Annotated in this window: 16 protein-coding genes; all 16 read right to left on the bottom strand. The window is 34.7% G+C overall.

Annotation, left to right across the window (positions count from 1 at the left end; translation table 11 throughout):
- Positions 1-4: 4 nt before the first annotated feature.
- The 16 genes from NBG71_RS01825 to yieE all read right to left on the bottom strand — a co-directional run bounded on the left by NBG71_RS01825 (position 5) and on the right by yieE (position 19810).
- Positions 5-1717, bottom strand: coding sequence for a ShlB/FhaC/HecB family hemolysin secretion/activation protein (locus tag NBG71_RS01825; protein WP_250916487.1), 1713 nt, complete (start codon positions 1715-1717; stop codon positions 5-7).
- A gap of 436 nt (positions 1718-2153) precedes the next feature.
- Positions 2154-3320: a hypothetical protein gene (locus NBG71_RS01820; RefSeq protein ID WP_075674300.1), complete on the bottom strand. Its 1167-nt coding sequence runs from the start codon at positions 3318-3320 to the stop codon at positions 2154-2156.
- A gap of 35 nt (positions 3321-3355) precedes the next feature.
- Positions 3356-5941 carry a fimbria/pilus outer membrane usher protein gene (locus NBG71_RS01815; protein ID WP_250916486.1) on the bottom strand — a complete coding sequence of 862 codons (2586 nt, stop codon included), beginning with the start codon at positions 5939-5941 and terminating at the stop codon, positions 3356-3358.
- 52 nt (positions 5942-5993) lie between these two features.
- Positions 5994-6740, bottom strand: a complete 747-nt coding sequence (locus NBG71_RS01810; RefSeq protein ID WP_075674301.1) for a fimbrial biogenesis chaperone — start codon at positions 6738-6740, stop codon at positions 5994-5996.
- A 4-nt stretch (positions 6741-6744) separates the two neighbouring features.
- The gene (locus NBG71_RS01805; protein ID WP_099660738.1) at positions 6745-7437 is read right to left on the bottom strand and encodes a fimbrial biogenesis chaperone; all 693 of its coding nucleotides are present in this window, start codon (positions 7435-7437) and stop codon (positions 6745-6747) included.
- 8 nt (positions 7438-7445) lie between these two features.
- Positions 7446-7988, bottom strand: a complete 543-nt coding sequence (locus NBG71_RS01800; RefSeq protein WP_075674303.1) for a fimbrial protein — start codon at positions 7986-7988, stop codon at positions 7446-7448.
- Positions 7989-7998: 10 nt separating this feature from the next.
- Positions 7999-8553: a fimbrial protein gene (locus tag NBG71_RS01795; RefSeq protein WP_075674304.1), complete on the bottom strand. Its 555-nt coding sequence runs from the start codon at positions 8551-8553 to the stop codon at positions 7999-8001.
- A complete protein-coding gene (locus tag NBG71_RS01790; protein WP_099660740.1) occupies positions 8531-9229 on the bottom strand; it encodes a fimbrial biogenesis chaperone in 699 nt (232 codons plus the stop codon). Before NBG71_RS01790 ends, NBG71_RS01795 begins: the two co-directional genes overlap by 23 nt.
- Positions 9230-9287: 58 nt before the next feature.
- On the bottom strand, positions 9288-9839 hold the full coding sequence (locus NBG71_RS01785; protein WP_075674306.1) for a fimbrial protein: 552 nt from the start codon (positions 9837-9839) through the stop codon (positions 9288-9290).
- A 575-nt stretch (positions 9840-10414) separates the two neighbouring features.
- Positions 10415-11794, bottom strand: a complete 1380-nt coding sequence (locus NBG71_RS01780) for an APC family permease (protein ID WP_075673567.1) — start codon at positions 11792-11794, stop codon at positions 10415-10417.
- The gene (locus NBG71_RS18890) at positions 11784-11993 is read right to left on the bottom strand and encodes a hypothetical protein (protein ID WP_075673568.1); all 210 of its coding nucleotides are present in this window, start codon (positions 11991-11993) and stop codon (positions 11784-11786) included. Before NBG71_RS18890 ends, NBG71_RS01780 begins: the two co-directional genes overlap by 11 nt.
- A 768-nt stretch (positions 11994-12761) precedes the next feature.
- Complete coding sequence (locus NBG71_RS01775) at positions 12762-14780, bottom strand: ligand-gated channel protein (protein ID WP_075673569.1); 2019 nt, start codon at positions 14778-14780, stop codon at positions 12762-12764.
- A gap of 171 nt (positions 14781-14951) precedes the next feature.
- Positions 14952-15734 carry an ABC transporter ATP-binding protein gene (locus NBG71_RS01770; protein WP_075673570.1) on the bottom strand — a complete coding sequence of 261 codons (783 nt, stop codon included), beginning with the start codon at positions 15732-15734 and terminating at the stop codon, positions 14952-14954.
- Positions 15734-16741: a FecCD family ABC transporter permease gene (locus tag NBG71_RS01765; RefSeq protein ID WP_371317014.1), complete on the bottom strand. Its 1008-nt coding sequence runs from the start codon at positions 16739-16741 to the stop codon at positions 15734-15736. The genes NBG71_RS01770 and NBG71_RS01765 overlap by 1 nt, the downstream gene beginning before the upstream one ends.
- Positions 16742-17310: 569 nt before the next feature.
- Positions 17311-18798, bottom strand: coding sequence for an amino acid permease (locus NBG71_RS01760; protein ID WP_023581400.1), 1488 nt, complete (start codon positions 18796-18798; stop codon positions 17311-17313).
- A gap of 118 nt (positions 18799-18916) precedes the next feature.
- Positions 18917-19810 (bottom strand): DNA-binding transcriptional regulator YeiE, encoded by an 894-nt coding sequence (yieE, locus tag NBG71_RS01755; RefSeq protein WP_075673572.1) that lies wholly within the window; start codon positions 19808-19810, stop codon positions 18917-18919.
- Positions 19811-19903 lie beyond the last annotated feature (93 nt).

Here is a 19903-nt window from a genome sequence, read left to right as displayed (position 1 = left end):
GTATTTAATAATTAAAATTAATACTAAATCCCAAATTAACATAATCCGTTTTAAAGCCATCAGGTTTAGATAATGGCGTGCCAATAAATGAATCATATTTTATTGTGGATGAAAATAACGAACCTTTTATACCCACAACACCACCAGCAAGATGTTTACCTAATAATCGAGGATTATCCGTATTTGTTTTTAACTCACCATAGTCCGCACCAAGGTAAATAAACTGTTCTGTTGCAGGATATCGCCAACTCAATGTATTTTGTAAAAACCAACCTTCATTTGCACTTAGCGTTCTTTCACCATCAAATCCACGAATAGACCAACGATTACCAATTGCAAATTGATCAATGGGGGTTAATGCATCGTGAGTCATTTGTTTGCGATAGCTTGCTTGGTATTTAAATTGCTGTTGGGCAATAGATATTGGAATATCTAATTCAGCTCGCCACGTTAAAATATTCGCTTTATCTGTTGCATAGTAATTATCAAGATACTTTTCTTCGTAAGCCGCCATTGAACCAAACCAGCGAGTTCCTTTTTGGTAATTTATACTACCGTCCAAAGTCCCAAAGCTAAAATATTGACGATGAGAGAGATTCACTAGCCAATGGCTCACTCGTCGGCGTTGTATTTCAATTTCGGTATTATCAATATAATTTCGTAATACTTTGGCTTGAACACCATAACGTAATGTTGTTTTACTATTTTGATTACGAAAGAGAATGTATGACACACCTGCATTAACGCTATCACTTTCTCCTGAATAGAGGATATCTTTAATATGGCCTGCTACTGTCTGAGAGTAATCATATTTAGAGACGTTAATATCGAATAACCAATAGCCAAAAGGCACTGAATAATGCGCCATAATATTTTGATTATTCTTACTACCAACAAAGTCTAAATCACGTTCTGTTGATAAATAGAACAAATCACTCAGCGCTAAAGGATTATCTAGTGCGAACATTAAACCACCTTGATAACGCCCTGTTGCAGGTGATCCGGCATCATTTATCCACAATGAAGTATGCCAGAAACGAGATTGTGTTCGCTTTATCACAATGTCGCTTTCGCCTGCATTTTCACCTGGCTTAATTTCCATTTCTGCACTAACAACCGGTAATCGTTGCAGATTTTCTAACCCTTGTTCAATATCTCGTAAATCGAGTAGTTGTTTTTTATGTGCAGGCATACTGGTATACAGCAAGGCGTATTTATCAGAGTCATCTGTAAACTTAACATTGCGAATAATGCCGGGAACTATTGTTAGATATAAAGTTCCGCGGCTAATATCTTGTTCAGGTACAACAATACGCGTGGTGATCCACCCATGCATTAATAGCCGATTTTGCATACGAGTCACTAAAGCGTTTATTCCTTTTACCCCCAAACATTGTCCTATAAATTCAGTTTTTAAAAGGGATAAATTAACCCAATGGGGAATAACTTCGGCATTTGTTATTTCAATGTGCTCTATTTGGAAGCAAAGCTTTTCTTCTGTTTTATTCTCTGTTTTTTCATATTTTCCAATATCAAAATATATATTAGGTATTTCAGGTGTTAATTGTTGATAAAGTGCTTCTTGTTGGCTTTGATTATGCTGTTGTTGCTGATTAAAGATTTCAGTCGCTTTTTCAGAAGCATCTACTGAAGATATGGGAATATTAAATAGCGTAAAAAACACCCATAAATTTAAAAAGAGTATAATTTTTTTCATATTGTGCAATAAATAGAGTGTGTGATTTTAATTGTATTTAAGATACATCTAATCTTTAACATTATTAATATTAAAATATATAAAGTAAATATCAAAAAACGAATAACAAATAAAATACCGCAACTTTGACAATATAAAGATTAAAAAAATCAACTTATGTTAAAAAATTAGCCTTATATAATCAAAAAAATCACTTAATAAATTAATTAATATTAATCTTAATTAATTATAAAAATTAAAATAAATTGCACTTTAAATTAAATTATAGCCTTTTATTTAGTTTAAATAACTTAAATTGAAATAATTTATTCATTATTGAAATTCTTATTCGAGTTAAAATAAACTCTTAGCTTAAATCAATAGAAATAAAAATATCTTCCATAAAAAAGTGGACCTTAAGGTCCACTTTTATTTTTCTTTTCTAAATTTGTGATTTTTATCCACGGACAAAAATATTCACATCTACTTTTCCGCGGTATTCACCTGCTTTTGTCCCATCTGGTTTGCAAAGAGCCCATTTGATACCAAATATATCAGGTTGATTATTCCCCATATTGGTTCCACTTAGCTCAATATCAGTATTATTGAACTTTAATAAGTTGTTATTATTTTCATCAGCACATTTTAAATTTGGTATTGAAGTTTGCTTATAAGGCAATCCTATAACCCAAGGCTTTTTGTTAGATACAGTACCATTAATAGGAGCTAAGACTAATTTATTTACATTACTTGGGTCTAAACTTCCCTCTTTAATCACCGCTGACATATTTACAGGGTTACCTGTCCCCCCACAGGATAATGTAAATACAGAGTCTTTAATGACTTCATTTGTAAATGTCATATTTTCATTAATTTGTTGATTAGATACACCTGTAACAGCACAAGAACGTTTTACTGTTACATCAGCAATTACGTTAACTTGTGAAAAAAAGTCACCACTAGCACTCCGACCAAAACTACCTACATAAAAAGGAGTGCCTTTATACGTTAACTTACCTGGCGTTAAATTAGCATCAATATAAACAGGAAATGAACTTGGTGTTGTGACACTAACAACTTTTGAGCCACCACCAGGAACTGTTGTCGTTGCATAATTATGTGGCACAAAACATACATTAATACTAGATGATTCTTTATCAACGAGACTACTATTCACCTGAAAAAATTGCCCCGAATAAGCACTTTGATAATTAGAACTAAAATTAGATAAACTGACATTGAAGTTAAATTGTGGTGTTACATAAACTGCCGTACTTGTATTATTGGAATGCGTTAATTTTAGACCGTATTTATTAGTTTGCCCTGGAATTTTAGAAACAAATGTAGAATCACATCTCGTTTTTGACTGACTTAAAGAAATAATCGCATACTTAGTATCCCAAGAAGAGTTACTGCTATTATCATAAACAGGACTCCCAGGAAAACTACTATTCCCAGTCAATGTACCATTTATATATTGAACTTGTGTAGGGCTAATATTCATATCAATCACCCCAGTTAAGCTTAATGTCATAGCCCCCCTATCTGTTCCAGCTAAAACATTAAATGACGAGGTCATTAATACTGAAGTTAGTGATGCCATCATTAAATTACGCATTTTCATTGTTATGCATCCACCTATAAAATAAGGATTATTTTTTATTGGCAAGAAAGAGATAAAATTCTTATTGGTTGCTTGCTATTGACTTCAATATTACTTAAGCCACTATATGAAACGTTGCAATTTTGCTGATTTTTATTACCCCATTTCACTAACAACTTGCCATTATCAGGAAGCCCACTCATATAAAGCTGGCCATTTTCACCAACAATACCTGTATTCAAATCATTAGGATTATCAGCATCAATTAACGTAGCAATAGCGCCAAATGGGATAACACTTTTATTCTGAGAAAGATTTAAAATAGCCTGGAAACCAATCTTTGTTTTAAAGGTAACCTTAACAATAGCGCCTTTTGTCGGAACTACATTTTGAGATGTGGATTGTAGAGTCGTATTATCAGGCAATGTATTTACATTTAATGCAATTGTGTTTTGGCGATATTCTGTAAGATACGGTGATAACGCATATCCCTGTCCATTAATCGCACCATTTCCTGAACTTAATTCAGTACCTTTTGCTCCAGGCGCTTCAACAATGGCCATACTATTGCCCATACTTCTACCTAGCAATAAACCACCTGAATGTAAAAGCAAACCACCATTCATGCTGCCATTAACATTATAGTAGTCACTTGAATAATTATAATTTAGAGAGGATGTACCGTAGTTACCTGAATAATTAGCATATACTGAGCCATTATTAGATTGGCCTTGGTTAGCCCAAGATTGAGAAATACCATAAGATAAGGAGTTATCAAATGCACTACCAGATAATCCGACTTGCTGGTTAGTTCTTCCATTATTATCATGGTTTATCATGTAAGTACTATTAAAATTGCTGAGCGCAGGCGAATTACTAAACACACTAAATGGAACGCTCACATTAAAACTAATTTGCCTATTTTCAGGCCAGCTATCATCTGATTTTATTCTATCAATACTGTAATTAACGCCAAAGTTAATACCACGAATATTGCCATTATATCCTGTCGTAAGTTGAGTAACATTCTTATCTTGTTCCCAATAATTATAACGGCTACCAGATAAATAAATACTACCGTACTGACCTAATGATTGTGATAATGACGTTGTAAAACGACTTTTTTCTCGTTCACCTAACCACGGTGAAGTACCATCTTTTAACCGATAATCTTCAGTATTAAATTGATTAAAATCGTAATAATCTTTAGTTGAAAAACGTAATGCAGTTAAGTCAACAGAGGTTCCTGTCGTGGTCATATTCTTAGAATAGCGGAATCGATAAGATTGCCCATTTTGGGAGCCTATTGTATTAAAGTCAGCATGAGCATGTGTGATATCTGTAGACAGAGCCCCCCAATTACCTAATGAAATTCCTATCCCAGAAGAAATAGCATAATAATCTTTCGCACCTAATAACCCACCATAAAGAGTGACATCATGAGGTAAACCATAAATACCACTAGCAAGCAGAAAATCTGCTTTTTTAGAACCAACCGTTGTGCCACCATCAAATCGCCCAGTACTAATTTCATATTTCCAACCACCCGGTCTTAACATGACGGGTAATGATGAAAAAGCAACTGTAAATGTCCTTTCTGAACCATCTTCTTCTTTCACTGTGACATCCAAGTTCCCTCCTGAACCACTCGCGTAAAGATCGGTTATTTTAAATGCGCCGGGTGCAACATAAGTTTGATAAATGACATTCCCATTTTGTCGGATAGTAATTTGCGCATTAGATTGAGCAATCCCACTCACATCTGGAGCAAAACCTTGTTGACTCGCTGGCAACATCTGTTCGTTAGAAACTAAACGCATACCTTTCATTGGTATACTATCAAAGACATCATTTCCGGTTGTAGTTTCACCAATAATAAATTCCGATCGTAAAGAATAAAGATTACGAGAAAGATATGTATTAGAAAATTTATTACTATTATTACTTTGAGTCTCTACATTATTTGAATTTCGGGTATACGTCTGTGTCATTGTCGAACGTAAACGCCAATCATAAAGATTAAAACCAGCTCTTAGTTGAGCAAAGAAATTATCATTTTTTTGTTTCCCATTATTATTAACTTTATCAAAATGGCTATCGTTAGAAGAATGCCCTCCACTAAACATATAATTGATAAACATGGCAGAAACACCACTATCAAAAGAGGCGGGATCAATATAGCCAACAGCATCATTGGACATAACAATTTGAGGAAAACTAGTGATTAGTTTTAATTCTGCTAAATTTACTTTTATTAATGCATCAGGAATATATTCATTAATATCATAAATAACCTGATCACTCTTTAACATATTTAACTTAGGTATCACTTTAGTATTAACACCTAATTCATCTAATAACTCTCGGGTTATTTCAGGCACCACTTTATTATTAGGCCCTTTTACCAAATTAATAATGAACTCACCATTATTATTACTATTGACATAAACTAATAAAGATATTTTACCTTCAGGTAACGCATCTTTTTGTGAAAATTGGCTTAAATCAATTTCATTTGCAGATGCACCTAATTGCCCATCAAGTAATGCGGGATCAAAATAATCCTCTGCAAAAGAATTAAATGAGAACAAAATAAGTGATGTAAAAAAACTGTATCTAAACATTGCCATTGATTTATTCATTTTTACACTCTTAACCTTTAGCTTTATAAAAACATATATTTTTATAAATTTATTAATTTACTGTTTTCATTTTTTCATCTAATGGGAACATAAACTCATCTAATACTTGCCAATGAATAGATGTAACATTTTTTTTATTAAAAAATAAGTATTCTTGTGTACCAAATGGAGGTACATTTTTCGATAACTCTTGCAGCTCTATCTCTTTTCCATTTATTTTTATTGTGTTAAAAGCCAAATAAATAGGTGAATCATTTTTAGCAATTATCTTATTACCATCAATTGATAATGATAATTTTTTTTCTGCATCTTTTATTTTTATACCTTCAAGAGATTTTGGCCGGTAATATACTTTAAAGTTTAATGCTCTAATAAAATTCATCTGCACATTTGGAGTTTCTTCCGATGTAGATGGTATTAATCGAAATTGAGAAATATAAACACTCTCTCTATCTGTTGGTAATGCACTTTCTGAGCCAGTAAACTTAATTACCCACTCATAGTATTCCTCAGGCTCTATTTTTTGTAATAATGGAGTTAAAATAAAAGGAGGGTTCTCTTTTTTATCAATTAATTGTAACCCCGTAGATTCATCTAACCATCTCATACTCGCTTGAACGAGATACGCTTTTTTTTCATTATTTCTTAAACCGATAGAAATGCTTTTACTACCTTCATTATATGTCATTCTTTGTAATGAAAATTCAAATGCATTATTAGCAGACCATGCTAATTGGCAATAAAAAAAACCTAATATCAAAGCAGCAATAGAAAAAATACGACTATTTAAAACGTTCATTTCATTAGTCCTTATATTTTAATTCTTTTGATAATTCACCATAGTCGTTAATTACATGCCAACTAGCTTCTTTTATTGATACTTCTACCAACTCAGCTTTGCTATAAGGTGCTAACAAGAGAGTTTTATTATATTTTTCATTATTAACTTTAATTGATGTTAATGTCATATAATACGGTGTTGGGTTATCTAAAAACCACTTTCCTTCGTTTTTTTTAATAAAGATTTTTTTGTAATCTTGTTCTGAAGGTCTTGCTATATTTTCAGGTCGATAAATTACTTTAATCACAAAATTAGTTATTAATACTAGTTTTGATTCCTGTGATTCACTTTCATCAGGTCGTTTAGTAGAGGGGATAATTTTTGTATTCAAATAAAAGAGTGACTCTTTGTCATTGGGTAAATCTTGAGTATCTTTTAATAAAATACGTAAAGATGATACGCTCCTATTCTCTAAACGAAACACAGGAGGAGTAACAATAAAATTAGATGACAAATTTCCATCAATTTTTTCAGTAACGCCAGCTTGTATTAAATAAGGTTGATTATCATCATTAGAAATATATACACTTTCACTTGAACTACCTTCAGAAAAAATAACACGTGTTTTTCCTAAACTAACCCCTTGAGCGTTAGCATTAAAATAACTAAAAGCTAATATTAAAACCATGGAAATTTTTATAATAAAATTATTCATATAATATCTTAATCAACGATATACGAAAAAGTTAACGTTGCCGAAAACTCTCCAGTTTCAGGATCACAAACTGTAGGGTCTTTGCATTTGACATAGGTATAAAGTGTTTTTTCTAATTTATCTATACTTATGTTATTCCAAACCGTATCTTCAGATTTAAAAAAATCCGTATTAGTATTAGATTGAGCAACATTATTTTTGCTTGATATTCTGATACCAAAACTTTTATTGAGATCATCATTAAAAGTAATCGTATTTAAAGTGCTTTTTGCCTTCATCGTCACATAGGTATCAAAAAAGTCATTCGTTTTACAGTCACTCAGTAATACCTTTATCGGGATAGGTTCTATAAGATTATTTTTAATTTTATTCGATTGAATACTACCAAAATTAACTTCATTGTTACTTGTTCCTGAAACTGAGAGCTTGCAGGTCTGTTTATCAATGGTTACTTTAAAGTCAAATTCAATACTTTGAGCACTAAAACTAATAAAGAGTGCTGGTGTAATAAATAAACTTAACAAACTCCTTTTCAATAGAAATATGTTCATATTTACTTTCTCAAGGTTGTATAAGTGTTAATGCTAATATTGCTTTTAGCGTACCGGGATTAACCGCTGAACTATCTTTCTTAACGAGCTCCACTTCAAAATCTTTATTTTTATTACCATTTCCCGTTGTAATATAAACAGAACTTGTTCCAGAGTTAAAATTAACTAAAGAACAATGATCACCTTGACAGTCATATAGAGCAAAACTCGCATTAGTTGGATTATTCACCGGTGATATTTTGTTATTTGCAATTTGTGTTCCTGAACCCGCTTTTATAACAACTTCCATATCAGGTGTTTCATCAACATAATCTTGACAAAGATAGTTAACAGAAAAAGGTATTTTGTTTTCTTCTTTTACACCTATTTCATCAACATTTTGCATTAATGTTGATTGAGAAAATTTCACTGTTTGGTCTGATAAAGTAAAAGCACATGTACCTTTTGTTACTGAACCTTTTACAATGACAACCGCAGAGTCATCAACAGCGCTATACCCATAAAATGAGATACAACTTAATAATGCTCCCAATACAATTAGTTTAAAATGTGGCTTTATGTTCATTAAATCCACCTAAATCATCTATTGTACGCCATTGAACACTTCCTTTATTTACACCTGTAGGTAAGGCATATTTTATCGAACTATAAGGTGCGATCATGGCATTGTTATTAGCCAAACTAACATCTAGCTTTATATTATTGACAGAGAACCCAGCAAAATTGATGTAATAAGGGGAATTATTGACTACCTTTAATTGTTTCCCTTCCACACTGAATTTTAATTTCTTTTGCGCATCCTCTGACGTCATCGGTAAGTTTTTAGGTCGGTAGAAAAGCTTTATGACATTATCAAATCCTACACTTAGACCCGCTGTGTCAGAATTATTGTTTTGTCCAGGGATCATCTTTGCATGAAAGTAAAAAATACTTTCTCTATCTTTCGGTAAAGAATTGCTCATGGCATAAATTTTTACTTCATGCCTTGATAAACTATTAATTCTGAAAAGAGGTGGAGTGACTTGAAATACAACTGGATTTTCATCAGAGGAAATATAGGCTTGTACCAAATAATTTACTTTTGGTTCTTCATTACGAACGATAACACCTACACTATTCTCACCTTCAGGATAAATAATACGTGTAGCGTTTAAACCCACACCTTTGGAATAAGCGAGTGGAGATATAATCATTAGTAAAATAACAAAAATTTTTCTTATTCTGTTTGTAATTTTAATCATTATATTTCTTCTTTAATGAGAGGCTCTATTTAATAGAGCCTCTAAAAATTAAGTAATATTAGTTATAAGCAACAGTAAAAGTAACTGGTACTTTTAATTCATCACTAGTTACTGCACCATTTGTTAAATACAAACCAGCTGTCATCGGAATACGACCAGTGCCGTCTTTAATGATCTCTTGTCCTAATGTCAGACCTGTTTCAACATTTGGTTTAACTAAAGTATTACTTGCTGTTGCTAGCAATTTTACAGCTAAAGAAGCTGCTGTTGCGTTAGCAAACATTTCAGAATCAAAGTTTGATTTATTACCACGAGCATAAAGATTGATTGTTCCATCAGCTGCTAATGCTGCTGTACAATTAGAAAGCTCTAAATTAAACGTCTTGTTATCTCCTAATTGATCACCGACGTTTTTGCCAGTCACTTCATCACTTGTGAAGGTTCCCCAATCAATTCTAGAACCTTCTGTTGTTGAAGAAACATCACAACTTGCGGCACGAATTAATGCTTCGAATGACACCGTTGTACCCTGTGTCGCAGCAAAAGCATTACCTGCAACCATAAATCCAGACAACACGATAAACGGAGCAACTTTCTTAATTAAAGACATATTGTTACCTTTCGTTTTTAAATAAATCGCCTATTGGAATTAGTATTATTCCCTTAATCATCTTAATTAGATGTGAATTAAGAAAATATATTTTCTAATCCTAATTAAAGAGTAGCACAACAATCAAAATTTACTCATAGAGTAAGTTTAAATTGCATAATGATAATTATTTAAAACACTTTATTTATAAAGTATTTTCTTTATTTTTAGGATATTTGACTAATCTTTAATTGAGCATCAATATAATACTTAAAAAGTAAAAAAATATATTTTGAATATATAAAGTTTGTTTTTCATATATATAGATATATTCAAACTAATATAAAAATTGTTTAATTTAACTTAAACAAGTAAATTAACCTAATTATAAATACTTAAGAAAAACCCTAGCCCCCATATAAAATTATTTTTAATTTTTTTATTTGAATGAGTAAATACCCTTAATCTTATTGTATATAAATCAATCAACTGGTTATTTATTATCCTGCTTGATTCTAATACTGTTTATTCAATACAAAAAAAATGGCCTCATTGCTGAGGCCATTTTATTTATCATTATGACAATTCTTAGAATATTACTTTTCTGGCATCTGTGGCATTGGTCGACGGAACCGACGCGTGATCCACACCATATAAAGTATACCAATTGCACCCCAGATAAGACCTAATTCCATAGAACCTGGTTCAAGGTTTATCCACAAGACACCCATTGTAGCGGCACCAATGATAGGTAATATCAGGTAATTAATATGATCCATTAATCCTTTATTACGACGCTCGCGAATATAGAACTGTGAAATAACAGACAGATTCACGAAAGTAAACGCAACTAACGCACCAAAGTTAATTAATGCCGTAGCAGTCACTAAGTCAAAGAACACAGCACCTAAGGCTAAGAAACCCACTAATAGCACGTTAAATGCAGGAGTGCGCCATTTAGGATGTACGTAACCAAATGTCTTCTCCGGGAATACACCATCGCGACCCATAACATAAAGTAAACGCGCAACACCTGCGTGAGCCGCCATACCTGATGCTAATACAGTCACACATGAGAACACTAAAATAATAGACTGGAATAAAGCACCAGCAACATACAGCATTATTTCAGGTTGTGACTCTTCTGGATTCTTGAATCGTGAAATATCTGGGAAATACAATTGTAAAAAGTAAGAAACAGCAATAAAGATAATCCCACCAATCAGCGCAGTTAAGAAAATCGCTTTAGGGATAACTTTACCTGCATTTGGTGTCTCTTCTGATAATGTACTGATACCGTCAAAACCTAAGAATGAGAAACAGAGTATTGTCGCTCCGGTTATCATAGGTATAACTTCAGCATCAACAGACGCAAACGGTCTAAAGGTCCATAACTCCCCTGCACCTTCTCCGTTATATACACCGTGAATAAGTAATCCAACAAACACAACCATTACTGCAACTTGTACAATAACAATTGCTGTATTTAAGTTAGCAACAACGTTAATACCACGTAGGTTAAAGAACGTCATTAAAGCCACTAAACCAAATACAAAAATCCACGGTTCAACGCCCGGGAATATTGCTTGCAAATAGATTTTCGCCAATAAGATATTGATCATTGGCATAAATAAATAGTCGAGTAAAGATGACCAACCCACCATAAAGCCAACATAAGGACTCATGGATTTTTGAGCATAAGTATACGCAGAGCCAGCTGAAGGAAAACGCTTAACTAATTTTCCATAGCTTACAGCTGTAAATAAAATTGCAATCAATGCAATCGCATACGATGTTGCTACGTGACCATTGGTAATGCCAGAAACGATACCAAATGTATCGAAAATAGTCATAGGCTGTAAAAAAGCAAGCCCCATCATGACTACCTGCATTAGCGTCAAGGTTTTACGTAGTTGAACTCGATTGTTAGCACCAGTTTGGTTAGTGCCGATAGAGGAGATGACGTTATCTGACATTAGCGAACCCTCCCATAACCTCGGTTTGAGTATTAGATAAACTCAACCGACAGTTACTGGGAAGACTTCGCATCTGCCTATAAACAGAATAGAATGAAGTTTTTAAGGATGTGTATGTGTTTAGGAGACGCCGTGCTCCGTAGTCATCATTGCCCGCAGTGCCGTTAGGCCCAACTGCGAAAGAGAATAAATGTACCATATTAGCATTCCTCTATCATGACAACCCTTTCTCTAAGGGGCTGGCTGCTAATCAAATTATGTTATCTATTCAGACTCAAATGAATCTGACCTCTTGGTGTAGTAATAAGTAAAAATGCAAAAAAAAACCGATGCACTTTAAACGCATCAGTCATATTTTTAGTGGGCGCATTTTGCACGTCTCAGACTTAAATAGCAATACATTTTCATCAAAAAGCCCTCTTTTTTTACGATCTTTTCAATTCGCAAACTAAGTCAACATATGACGCCACATTTAATTAACAATAATTGTGCTTTTATCACAATCATTAAGCTTTAAATATTTCGAAAGTCTTTACTACTTCGAAGGGGACAAAAACATAATACATTGATAAGTAAGAATTAAACCTTACAACAAAATTTACATCATCAATAGATCATCAAAATAAAGCATTTAAAATGCATTAATAAGATTAATGCTAAAGAATTGTTAACTCACACTTCTTTTTACCCTCAAAAGTAGACTTTTAATAAAAAATGTCTATTTTTTAACAGCCTATTTTATATAAATAAAAAGTAAGAGAATAAATTAAGAAAAAAACGGTAGATACTAAGTAGAAATAACAATCTAATACTCAGAATAAAACGATGAATAAGATGAATTATTGAGCTAAATATAAACCTCAATATTTAAATTTTCCAGTACTAATTTTGAACAAATAAAAAGAAATGAATGATAAAAAAAGACTCCACAAGTGGAGTCTTAGTGACACAAACTGAGGGTGAAAAATTAGAAGTTATAGTTCAAACCAATATTGTAACGACGACCTTCTAAAGTAGTATTAAAATGTTCTTGATCAATACGGCGATCTAACACGTTATAAACACCACCAATAACATTTAGTTGCTTGGTTAAACTGTAGCTGGTACCAATATCAACAAACGCATAAGAAGGCGTGCCATGTGACATAGAAGTACGTGATAAGTAATCAGAGGTTTTACCACGGAAGTTAATACGTGCCCACGTTTCCATTTCTGGCGTTGTTTCCCAGTTTAAGGTTGCATTAGCCATATGACGAGGCTGTTTATTCAGTGGTTTACCTTTGAAATCACCGCTTTTTTGTTCAGTATCCGTAAAGGTATAGTTAGCCGCTAAATTCCACTCTGGTGATATTGTCCAGTTAAAGGTCGCCTCAATACCACGCATATTCGCTTTATCTACGTTAGTTCTATCACTAACAAAGTCATAAGGTTTCCCATTATTGCCAACACCGTCTGCTAATGTACAGTCACGAAGATCCGTCATTTTAGAACCGTCTTTATTTGTACGGCTGTCACAACGGCGTTCTTCCATAATCTTATCTTTAAAGTCGGTATTAAAAAGACCTAAACTTGCCGTCAGATTTTCACGGTTATCCCAGATAATTGAAATTTCTTCAGTGACTGATTTTTCAGGTTTCAAACTTGGGTTACCGTAAATAACAGCATCATAATTACCGCCACCCGTACCTTGACCCCATGATGCCGTTGCTTGGCGTAGATCCGGTGAACGATAACCAGTAGATACGCCACCTTTTAATGTCCACTCATCAGCAAGATGCCATACACCGTATACTCTAGGAGTCCAGTGAGTACCAAAGTTCTCATCTTTATCCATACGTAAGCCACCCGTTAAGGCGAAATCGTTAGTCATTGCCCACTCATCTTCAGCAAATAACGCCCAACTATAACGATCTAGCTTGTTACCACCTTTAATTTTATTACCTTCGTCTTTTAGCTCTTCATAACGATATTGTGCTCCCACACTTAATGTATGGTCACCTAACATAAAGACGGTTTGATTACGCACTGTTGTGTCGTCATAATCCATCTTACGAGATGGGTTACGGCTCTCATCACGCTGAACATACGTATTCATCGTACCAAAATCATAAACACCATCATGAGTTAACGCATAATGGGTTAGCTCATAATCAGTAAAGCTGCTTTCCGGTGCTTTTCCTCGACTAGGTAACCCTGATTTTGAATGCCAAACGCGAGAATCACGATGTTGGTTATCTTTTTTAAATTCAAAATCAATCGTGTTTTGTTCATCTGGTGTCCAACTTAAAGTACCACCACCCGTTGCTGTGATTTGACGGTTATAGCCATTCACAATTTTGTCTTCACTACGATGAGAATATTGCCCTTGAATTTTTAAACCAAGTACATTATCAATTAATGGACCACCAGCATAAAAACTCCCTTGATTAGTATTACCTGAATCTTTACGCTCTGTAATAGTACTGTCTGCACGTAGACTAAAGTTCCACTCTTTTTGCGCTTTACGGGTAATAATATTGATAACCCCACCCATTGCATCTGAACCATATAAAGAAGACATTGGGCCACGTACAACTTCAATACGCTCAATCGCAGGTAAAGGTGGTAACCAACCTTGTTCAATACCAGAGTTATCACTATTAGGGCGCGTTTCACGCGAGGCAATACGCTTACCATCAACAAGGATCATGGTATATTTTGCATCCATACCACGAATACTGATATCAGAGCTACTACCTCCCCCCGTCACTAATACACCTGGTACATCTTTTAGTGCATCGGTGACATCACGGTAAGATTTAGTTTCTAGTTGTTCACGTGTAACAACAGAAACCGATGCTGGGGCATCTTCAACCGTTTGTTTAAACCCAGCCGCTGTTGTAACAAGCAGTTTTTCTACATTTTCTGCGGATGCAGTCATAACAAAACTTGATGCAATAGCTGCAATAACGCCAAGCGCGATTTTATTTTTATTTAACACTACCATTCCCGATTCTCCAAGAATATATATTCTCTCAGTTTTATATAGATGGACAGATCGACAATTGCTCAGAAATTAGGGTAATAAATAAATTTAATTACCCTTGGTTATTTTAATATTATTTTTATATCCCTATTTACTGCATCCCTATATTTACTTCTTTTCTCTTTTACTTCTCTATATTTTATCCACTAAACCATCAATAATAATTTGAGGTATTCCTTGTGAACAATATTCCAATCTACCTTGAACACCATAAACATCAGCAAGGCTTTGTGCTGTGATAACCTTATCCGGCGCGCCTTGTGCAATTAATTGCCCTTGTTTTAACATTAATATATGTTCGCCATGTCGTAAGGCGATATTAATATCGTGAACAACAACAACAGTAATAATATTTCTACGATGCGTTTCTTTAGCGACTAAATCCATTACATGGTATTGGTAATTAAGATCTAATGCGCTTAATGGCTCATCCAATAATAATAAAGAAGGTTGTCTAATTAATGATTGAGCAAGCCCAACTAATTGTTTTTGACCACCCGATAATTCATCTAAATAACGTAATGCTAAATGCTCGATACCTAATTGACGTAATAAGTGCATTACCTGAGCTTCACTATGTTCATTATGTAATCCACCTGAAGCTCGCTGCGCCACTATAATGGATTCTAAAACATGTAAATGAACACCCGCCGGCAATGTTTGTGGCAAATAGACTACATTTTGCGCACGTTGTGCAAAATTCATCGACGCAAGATCGTTGCCATCTAAACTGACAATACCTGATGATTTATTTAATCCCGCCAACGCCCTTAGTAAGGTTGATTTTCCGCTACCATTTGGCCCCAATAATACAGTGACCTTTCCTTTTGGTAATGGCTCTACATCCAGCGTCTTAATGATAAGATGTTTAGCATATCCAGTACTAAAATCTTGGATCTTTAATCCTTCCATCATTAGATATTCCCCCTATGACGTAAAATCATACTGAGGAAAAATGGCACGCCCACCAGCGATGTCACGATACCCACAGGAATAATGACACCCGGTATTAAATTTTTAGAAGCAATTGATGCCAATGATAAAACTAAAGCACCTATTAATGCACTTGCTGGTAAATAGAATCGATGATCTTCACCAAACATCATGCGAGCAATATGAGGTGCAACCAAACCAATAAAGGCAATGGGCCCAACAAAGGCAACTGCAAGCGCGGTTAAAATACTAATACGCAATAATGAACCTAATCTTAAACGCTTTACATCAATACCAAAGCTAATCGCTCTATCTTCACCTAATCGCAATGCAGTCAATTTCCATGAGCTCATCCACGAAATCACCATAATGACCGCAAATGCGCCAGCCATAATACCGAGTTTTACCCATGTTGCCCGCGCTAAACTTCCCATAGTCCAGAAAACTAGACCTTGGAGAGTATCTTCTGTTGCAATAAATTGCATCATGGAGACTAATGCATTGAAGGTAAACACCATAGCTATACCAAACAGCACAACACCCGATGTTGGAACACGTGTCCAGCGAGTTATTCCGTCTAATAATAAGGCTGATAATAATGCAAAGAAAAACGCATTCGCCGAAATAAACCATTGGTCAGGAATACCGGGAATACCAATACCTAAAACAATCGCCAATGCAGCACCAAATGAAGCTGCATTTGATAAACCCAATGTAAATGGGCTTGCTAACGGATTATTTAGGATCGTTTGCATTTCTGCACCCGCTAATCCTAGCGACATCCCTACCACAACCGCCATTAAGGCATAAGGTAAGCGGATATCCCATACAATCACTCGAGAACCCGCATCAACAAGCTCAGGTTGAAAAAGGGTTGTTAATAATTTATCAAGTGATAAACCAGAAGGCCCCATAGTGAAATCTAACACCACTGAACCACAAATAATTAAAATGATAACTCCCAACCATAGCATGCGTTTATTCATCATTTTTCGATAATGGGCTTTCACATTATCTGATGTATTTTTTTCATGCTCTTGTGTGGTGAGTCTCTCTGACATAATACTCATATCAATTGTTGTACCTAGTTTTTTTTCTACGTTGTTCTGTTCTTACCAACCCATTAAGTAAGCAAAAACATACCGTACAACCCATCAACTGTTTTTTATGTACAAAAAGCCAATTATTAATTTGAGACAATTTATTCAACAAAGAAGTGAGTCGCCAAATTATTATACGGTGAATTATATTCGCTATGTAATTTATTATATGGCGATGAGCTGTTGGTTGGCTGTATTGAGCACTAGAAGGACTAATTATTATCAGACTCATTACATTAAGCATATTATTTACAACTAATAGCGCCATTATTTTATTTTTCAGCAAATAAATTGTACGCCAACAATAAAGCAAATAATAATAATTATCAATGCGATTGCCGATATAATTAAAGTTTTTGTATGTTTTTTTATAATTGACAGGTCAAAAAATAGAAAAACGCCCGTTTTATAGTGATCACAATCACAAAAACGGACGTTTTAATAGCTTGATTTATAGGTTATTTTTTATTCGCAATATGTGTTGGAAATTCCATTTCGTTATAACGAATAAAGCGGGTTTTCTTCACAATCTTATAAGTAAACCAAATTAATAAGAATAATGGGATACCAATATAGGTTGCAATTGCACCATACCAATCAATCGTATCTTCTAAGAAAGCTTGGTAATTTTGACCTAATGTAATAATTAAACACAATATAAAGGCAAAAATAGGACCAATTGGGAAGAAGCCGGAGCGATAAGGTAAGTCATTTAAATCACGACCTTGTGCAACATAACCTTTACGGAAACGATAGTGGCTAATCGCAATACCTAACCATGCAATAAAACCAGTCATTCCTGAGGTATTCAATAGCCACAAGTAAACAGTTTGGTTTCCGTACATTGAACTTAGGAAACATAGGCCAGCAACAACCGTTGTCGCATAAAGCGCATTGCGTGGCACACCATTTTTAGACAATTTACCAAAGCATTTTGGTGCTTTGCCTTCTCTTGCTAATGTAAACAGCATACGCGTTGATGCATACATGCCTGAGTTACCAGCAGAAAGTACTGCCGTTAAGATAACTGCATTCATGATAGCTGCTGCAGATAATAATCCCGCATTTTTAAAGACTAGTGTAAATGGACTAACGCTAATATCACCTACATCATTACGCAGTAAATTAGGATCAGTGTAAGGGATAATTAAGCTAATAATTAAAATCGCGAAGATATAAAACAGTAAGATCCGCCAGAACACTTTACGTACAGCTTTGGGAATATTTTTAGCCGGATCTTTAGATTCACCCGCCGCAATACCAATCAATTCTGTACCTTGGAATGAGAAACCAACAATCATGGCAACACCAATCATGGCAGCAAATCCACCCGCAAAAGGTGCATCACCAATTTCCCAATTGTGCCAACCTGCGTTTTCGGCACCTTTCATAATGCCAGTGATCATCGCAATACCCACAATAATAAAGATAATTACTGTGGAAACTTTGATCAAAGAGAACCAATATTCTGCCTCACCAAACCCTTTTACAGAGATATAGTTGAGTAAGAAAATAACACCAAGGAATAGAGCACTCCAGATCCAACCATCAACATCAGGGAACCAATAGAGCATCACTAATTGTGCAGCAACAAGGTCAACAGCAATTGTAACTGCCCAGTTATACCAATAGTTCCAGCCTAATGCGAAACCAAAACCTTCTTCTACATACTTAGAGCCGTATGTTGAGAATGAGCCGGAAACAGGCATAAATGCGGCTAATTCCCCAAGGCTTGTCATTAGAAAATAGACCATTAGTCCAATTAATGCATAAGAGAGTAATGCCCCACCCGGCCCTGCTTGAGCAACAGTTGCGCCAGATGCGACAAAAAGTCCTGTACCAATTGAACCACCAATAGCAATCATCGCTAAATGTCGCGCTTTTAACTCTCGGCGCAAAGTGCGTACTGCGCCCGAACCAGCAGTACTATTTTGTTGTTCTGACATAACATTCCACTTTTATATTCACTTTTCTAACGAGGATTGTAGCAAATCTGTCGTTCGTGAATAGCAAGGATCTAGGATTATAAGATACCTTCATGATCGGGCGTCAATTATTAGCAATTTATGAAAAATTGCCGATTAAGTGTTCAGCATTACAATATGTCAGAAGTTTTTTCAGTGCATCAGAGACATGTTTTTGGCGATGATAAACCAGATATAGGGTACGTTGTAATGCCAACCCTTCTACTTTTATCTCTTTTAATGAACCATTATTAATCTGCTCTTCAATCACTCGGCGAGATAAACAGCTGATCCCCATTTCATACATAACGGCATGTTTTATTGCTTCTGAGTTACCTAATTCCATTTCAATGCGATAACCTGGTAAAGAAGCAAATAGAAGATGGTTAAGCACATCTCGAGTTCCTGAACCATTTTCTCGTAAAATCCAAGGAGCTGACTGTAAATCAGTTAAAGTCACTTTTGATGCTTTAGCTAACGGATGATCGGGAGAGCAAAAAATAACCATTTCATCTAAAAGCCATTTCTGGCTAATCAGTTCAGAACTTTGACAAGCGCCTTCAATTAGCCCTAAATCAACACGGAATTCGCTCACTAACTTAACGACTTCTTCGGTATTTCCAATACTCATTTCTAACGGAATATCAGGATAATTACGATGAAAATTCCCCAGCATTTGAGGAAGAATATAATTACCTATTGTTGTACTTGCAGCGATGCGCAAAGCACCATTCCCAGCTTGGAATAATTGCTCAACTTCGGTTGCTCGTTCGAGTAAAGATAGTGCTCTAGGATAAAGTAATCGTCCATGTTCGTTTGTGACAAGCCGTTTTCCCACTCTATCAAAAAGCTGCACACCGAGTTGGCTTTCGAGATCAGTTAAAGAAGCACTGACAGCAGATTGAGATAAAGCAAGCTGTTGTGATGCTTGCGTTGTAGAACCACTCTTGAGAACTTCAGTAAAGACTTCCAGTTGCCGCAACGTAATTCGCATATCCATTCCACCTTTGAGCTGTCATTGTAATAACATACTATCCACAAACCAGTAACATACCAAGTACATTTAAGAAAATACACCTATATTAAT

Origin of the sequence: Proteus sp. FZP2095 (assembly GCF_023701425.1) — a bacterium.
In the GTDB taxonomy this organism is placed as follows: domain Bacteria; phylum Pseudomonadota; class Gammaproteobacteria; order Enterobacterales; family Enterobacteriaceae; genus Proteus; species Proteus cibarius.
Note: the sequence above shows the minus strand (reverse complement) of the source record. Positions and strands in the feature narration are given on the sequence as shown.

What these genes read in the sequence shown, in the direction of transcription:
- NBG71_RS01805 (WP_099660738.1), bottom strand. Translation starts at nt 7,437, where the DNA reads ATGAATAATTTTATTATAAAAATTTCCATGGTTTTAATATTAGCTTTT.
- NBG71_RS01825 (WP_250916487.1), bottom strand. Translation starts at nt 1,717, where the DNA reads ATGAAAAAAATTATACTCTTTTTAAATTTATGGGTGTTTTTTACGCTA.
- NBG71_RS01760 (WP_023581400.1), bottom strand. Translation starts at nt 18,798, where the DNA reads ATGTCAGAACAACAAAATAGTACTGCTGGTTCGGGCGCAGTACGCACT.
- NBG71_RS01765 (WP_371317014.1), bottom strand. Translation starts at nt 16,741, where the DNA reads ATGATGAATAAACGCATGCTATGGTTGGGAGTTATCATTTTAATTATT.
- NBG71_RS01795 (WP_075674304.1), bottom strand. Translation starts at nt 8,553, where the DNA reads ATGAACATAAAGCCACATTTTAAACTAATTGTATTGGGAGCATTATTA.
- NBG71_RS01780 (WP_075673567.1), bottom strand. Translation starts at nt 11,794, where the DNA reads ATGTCAGATAACGTCATCTCCTCTATCGGCACTAACCAAACTGGTGCT.
- NBG71_RS01790 (WP_099660740.1), bottom strand. Translation starts at nt 9,229, where the DNA reads ATGATTAAAATTACAAACAGAATAAGAAAAATTTTTGTTATTTTACTA.
- NBG71_RS01820 (WP_075674300.1), bottom strand. Translation starts at nt 3,320, where the DNA reads ATGAAAATGCGTAATTTAATGATGGCATCACTAACTTCAGTATTAATG.
- NBG71_RS01815 (WP_250916486.1), bottom strand. Translation starts at nt 5,941, where the DNA reads ATGAATAAATCAATGGCAATGTTTAGATACAGTTTTTTTACATCACTT.
- NBG71_RS18890 (WP_075673568.1), bottom strand. Translation starts at nt 11,993, where the DNA reads ATGGTACATTTATTCTCTTTCGCAGTTGGGCCTAACGGCACTGCGGGC.
- yieE (WP_075673572.1), bottom strand. Translation starts at nt 19,810, where the DNA reads ATGCGAATTACGTTGCGGCAACTGGAAGTCTTTACTGAAGTTCTCAAG.
- NBG71_RS01800 (WP_075674303.1), bottom strand. Translation starts at nt 7,988, where the DNA reads ATGAACATATTTCTATTGAAAAGGAGTTTGTTAAGTTTATTTATTACA.
- NBG71_RS01770 (WP_075673570.1), bottom strand. Translation starts at nt 15,734, where the DNA reads ATGATGGAAGGATTAAAGATCCAAGATTTTAGTACTGGATATGCTAAA.
- NBG71_RS01775 (WP_075673569.1), bottom strand. Translation starts at nt 14,780, where the DNA reads ATGGTAGTGTTAAATAAAAATAAAATCGCGCTTGGCGTTATTGCAGCT.
- NBG71_RS01810 (WP_075674301.1), bottom strand. Translation starts at nt 6,740, where the DNA reads ATGAACGTTTTAAATAGTCGTATTTTTTCTATTGCTGCTTTGATATTA.
- NBG71_RS01785 (WP_075674306.1), bottom strand. Translation starts at nt 9,839, where the DNA reads ATGTCTTTAATTAAGAAAGTTGCTCCGTTTATCGTGTTGTCTGGATTT.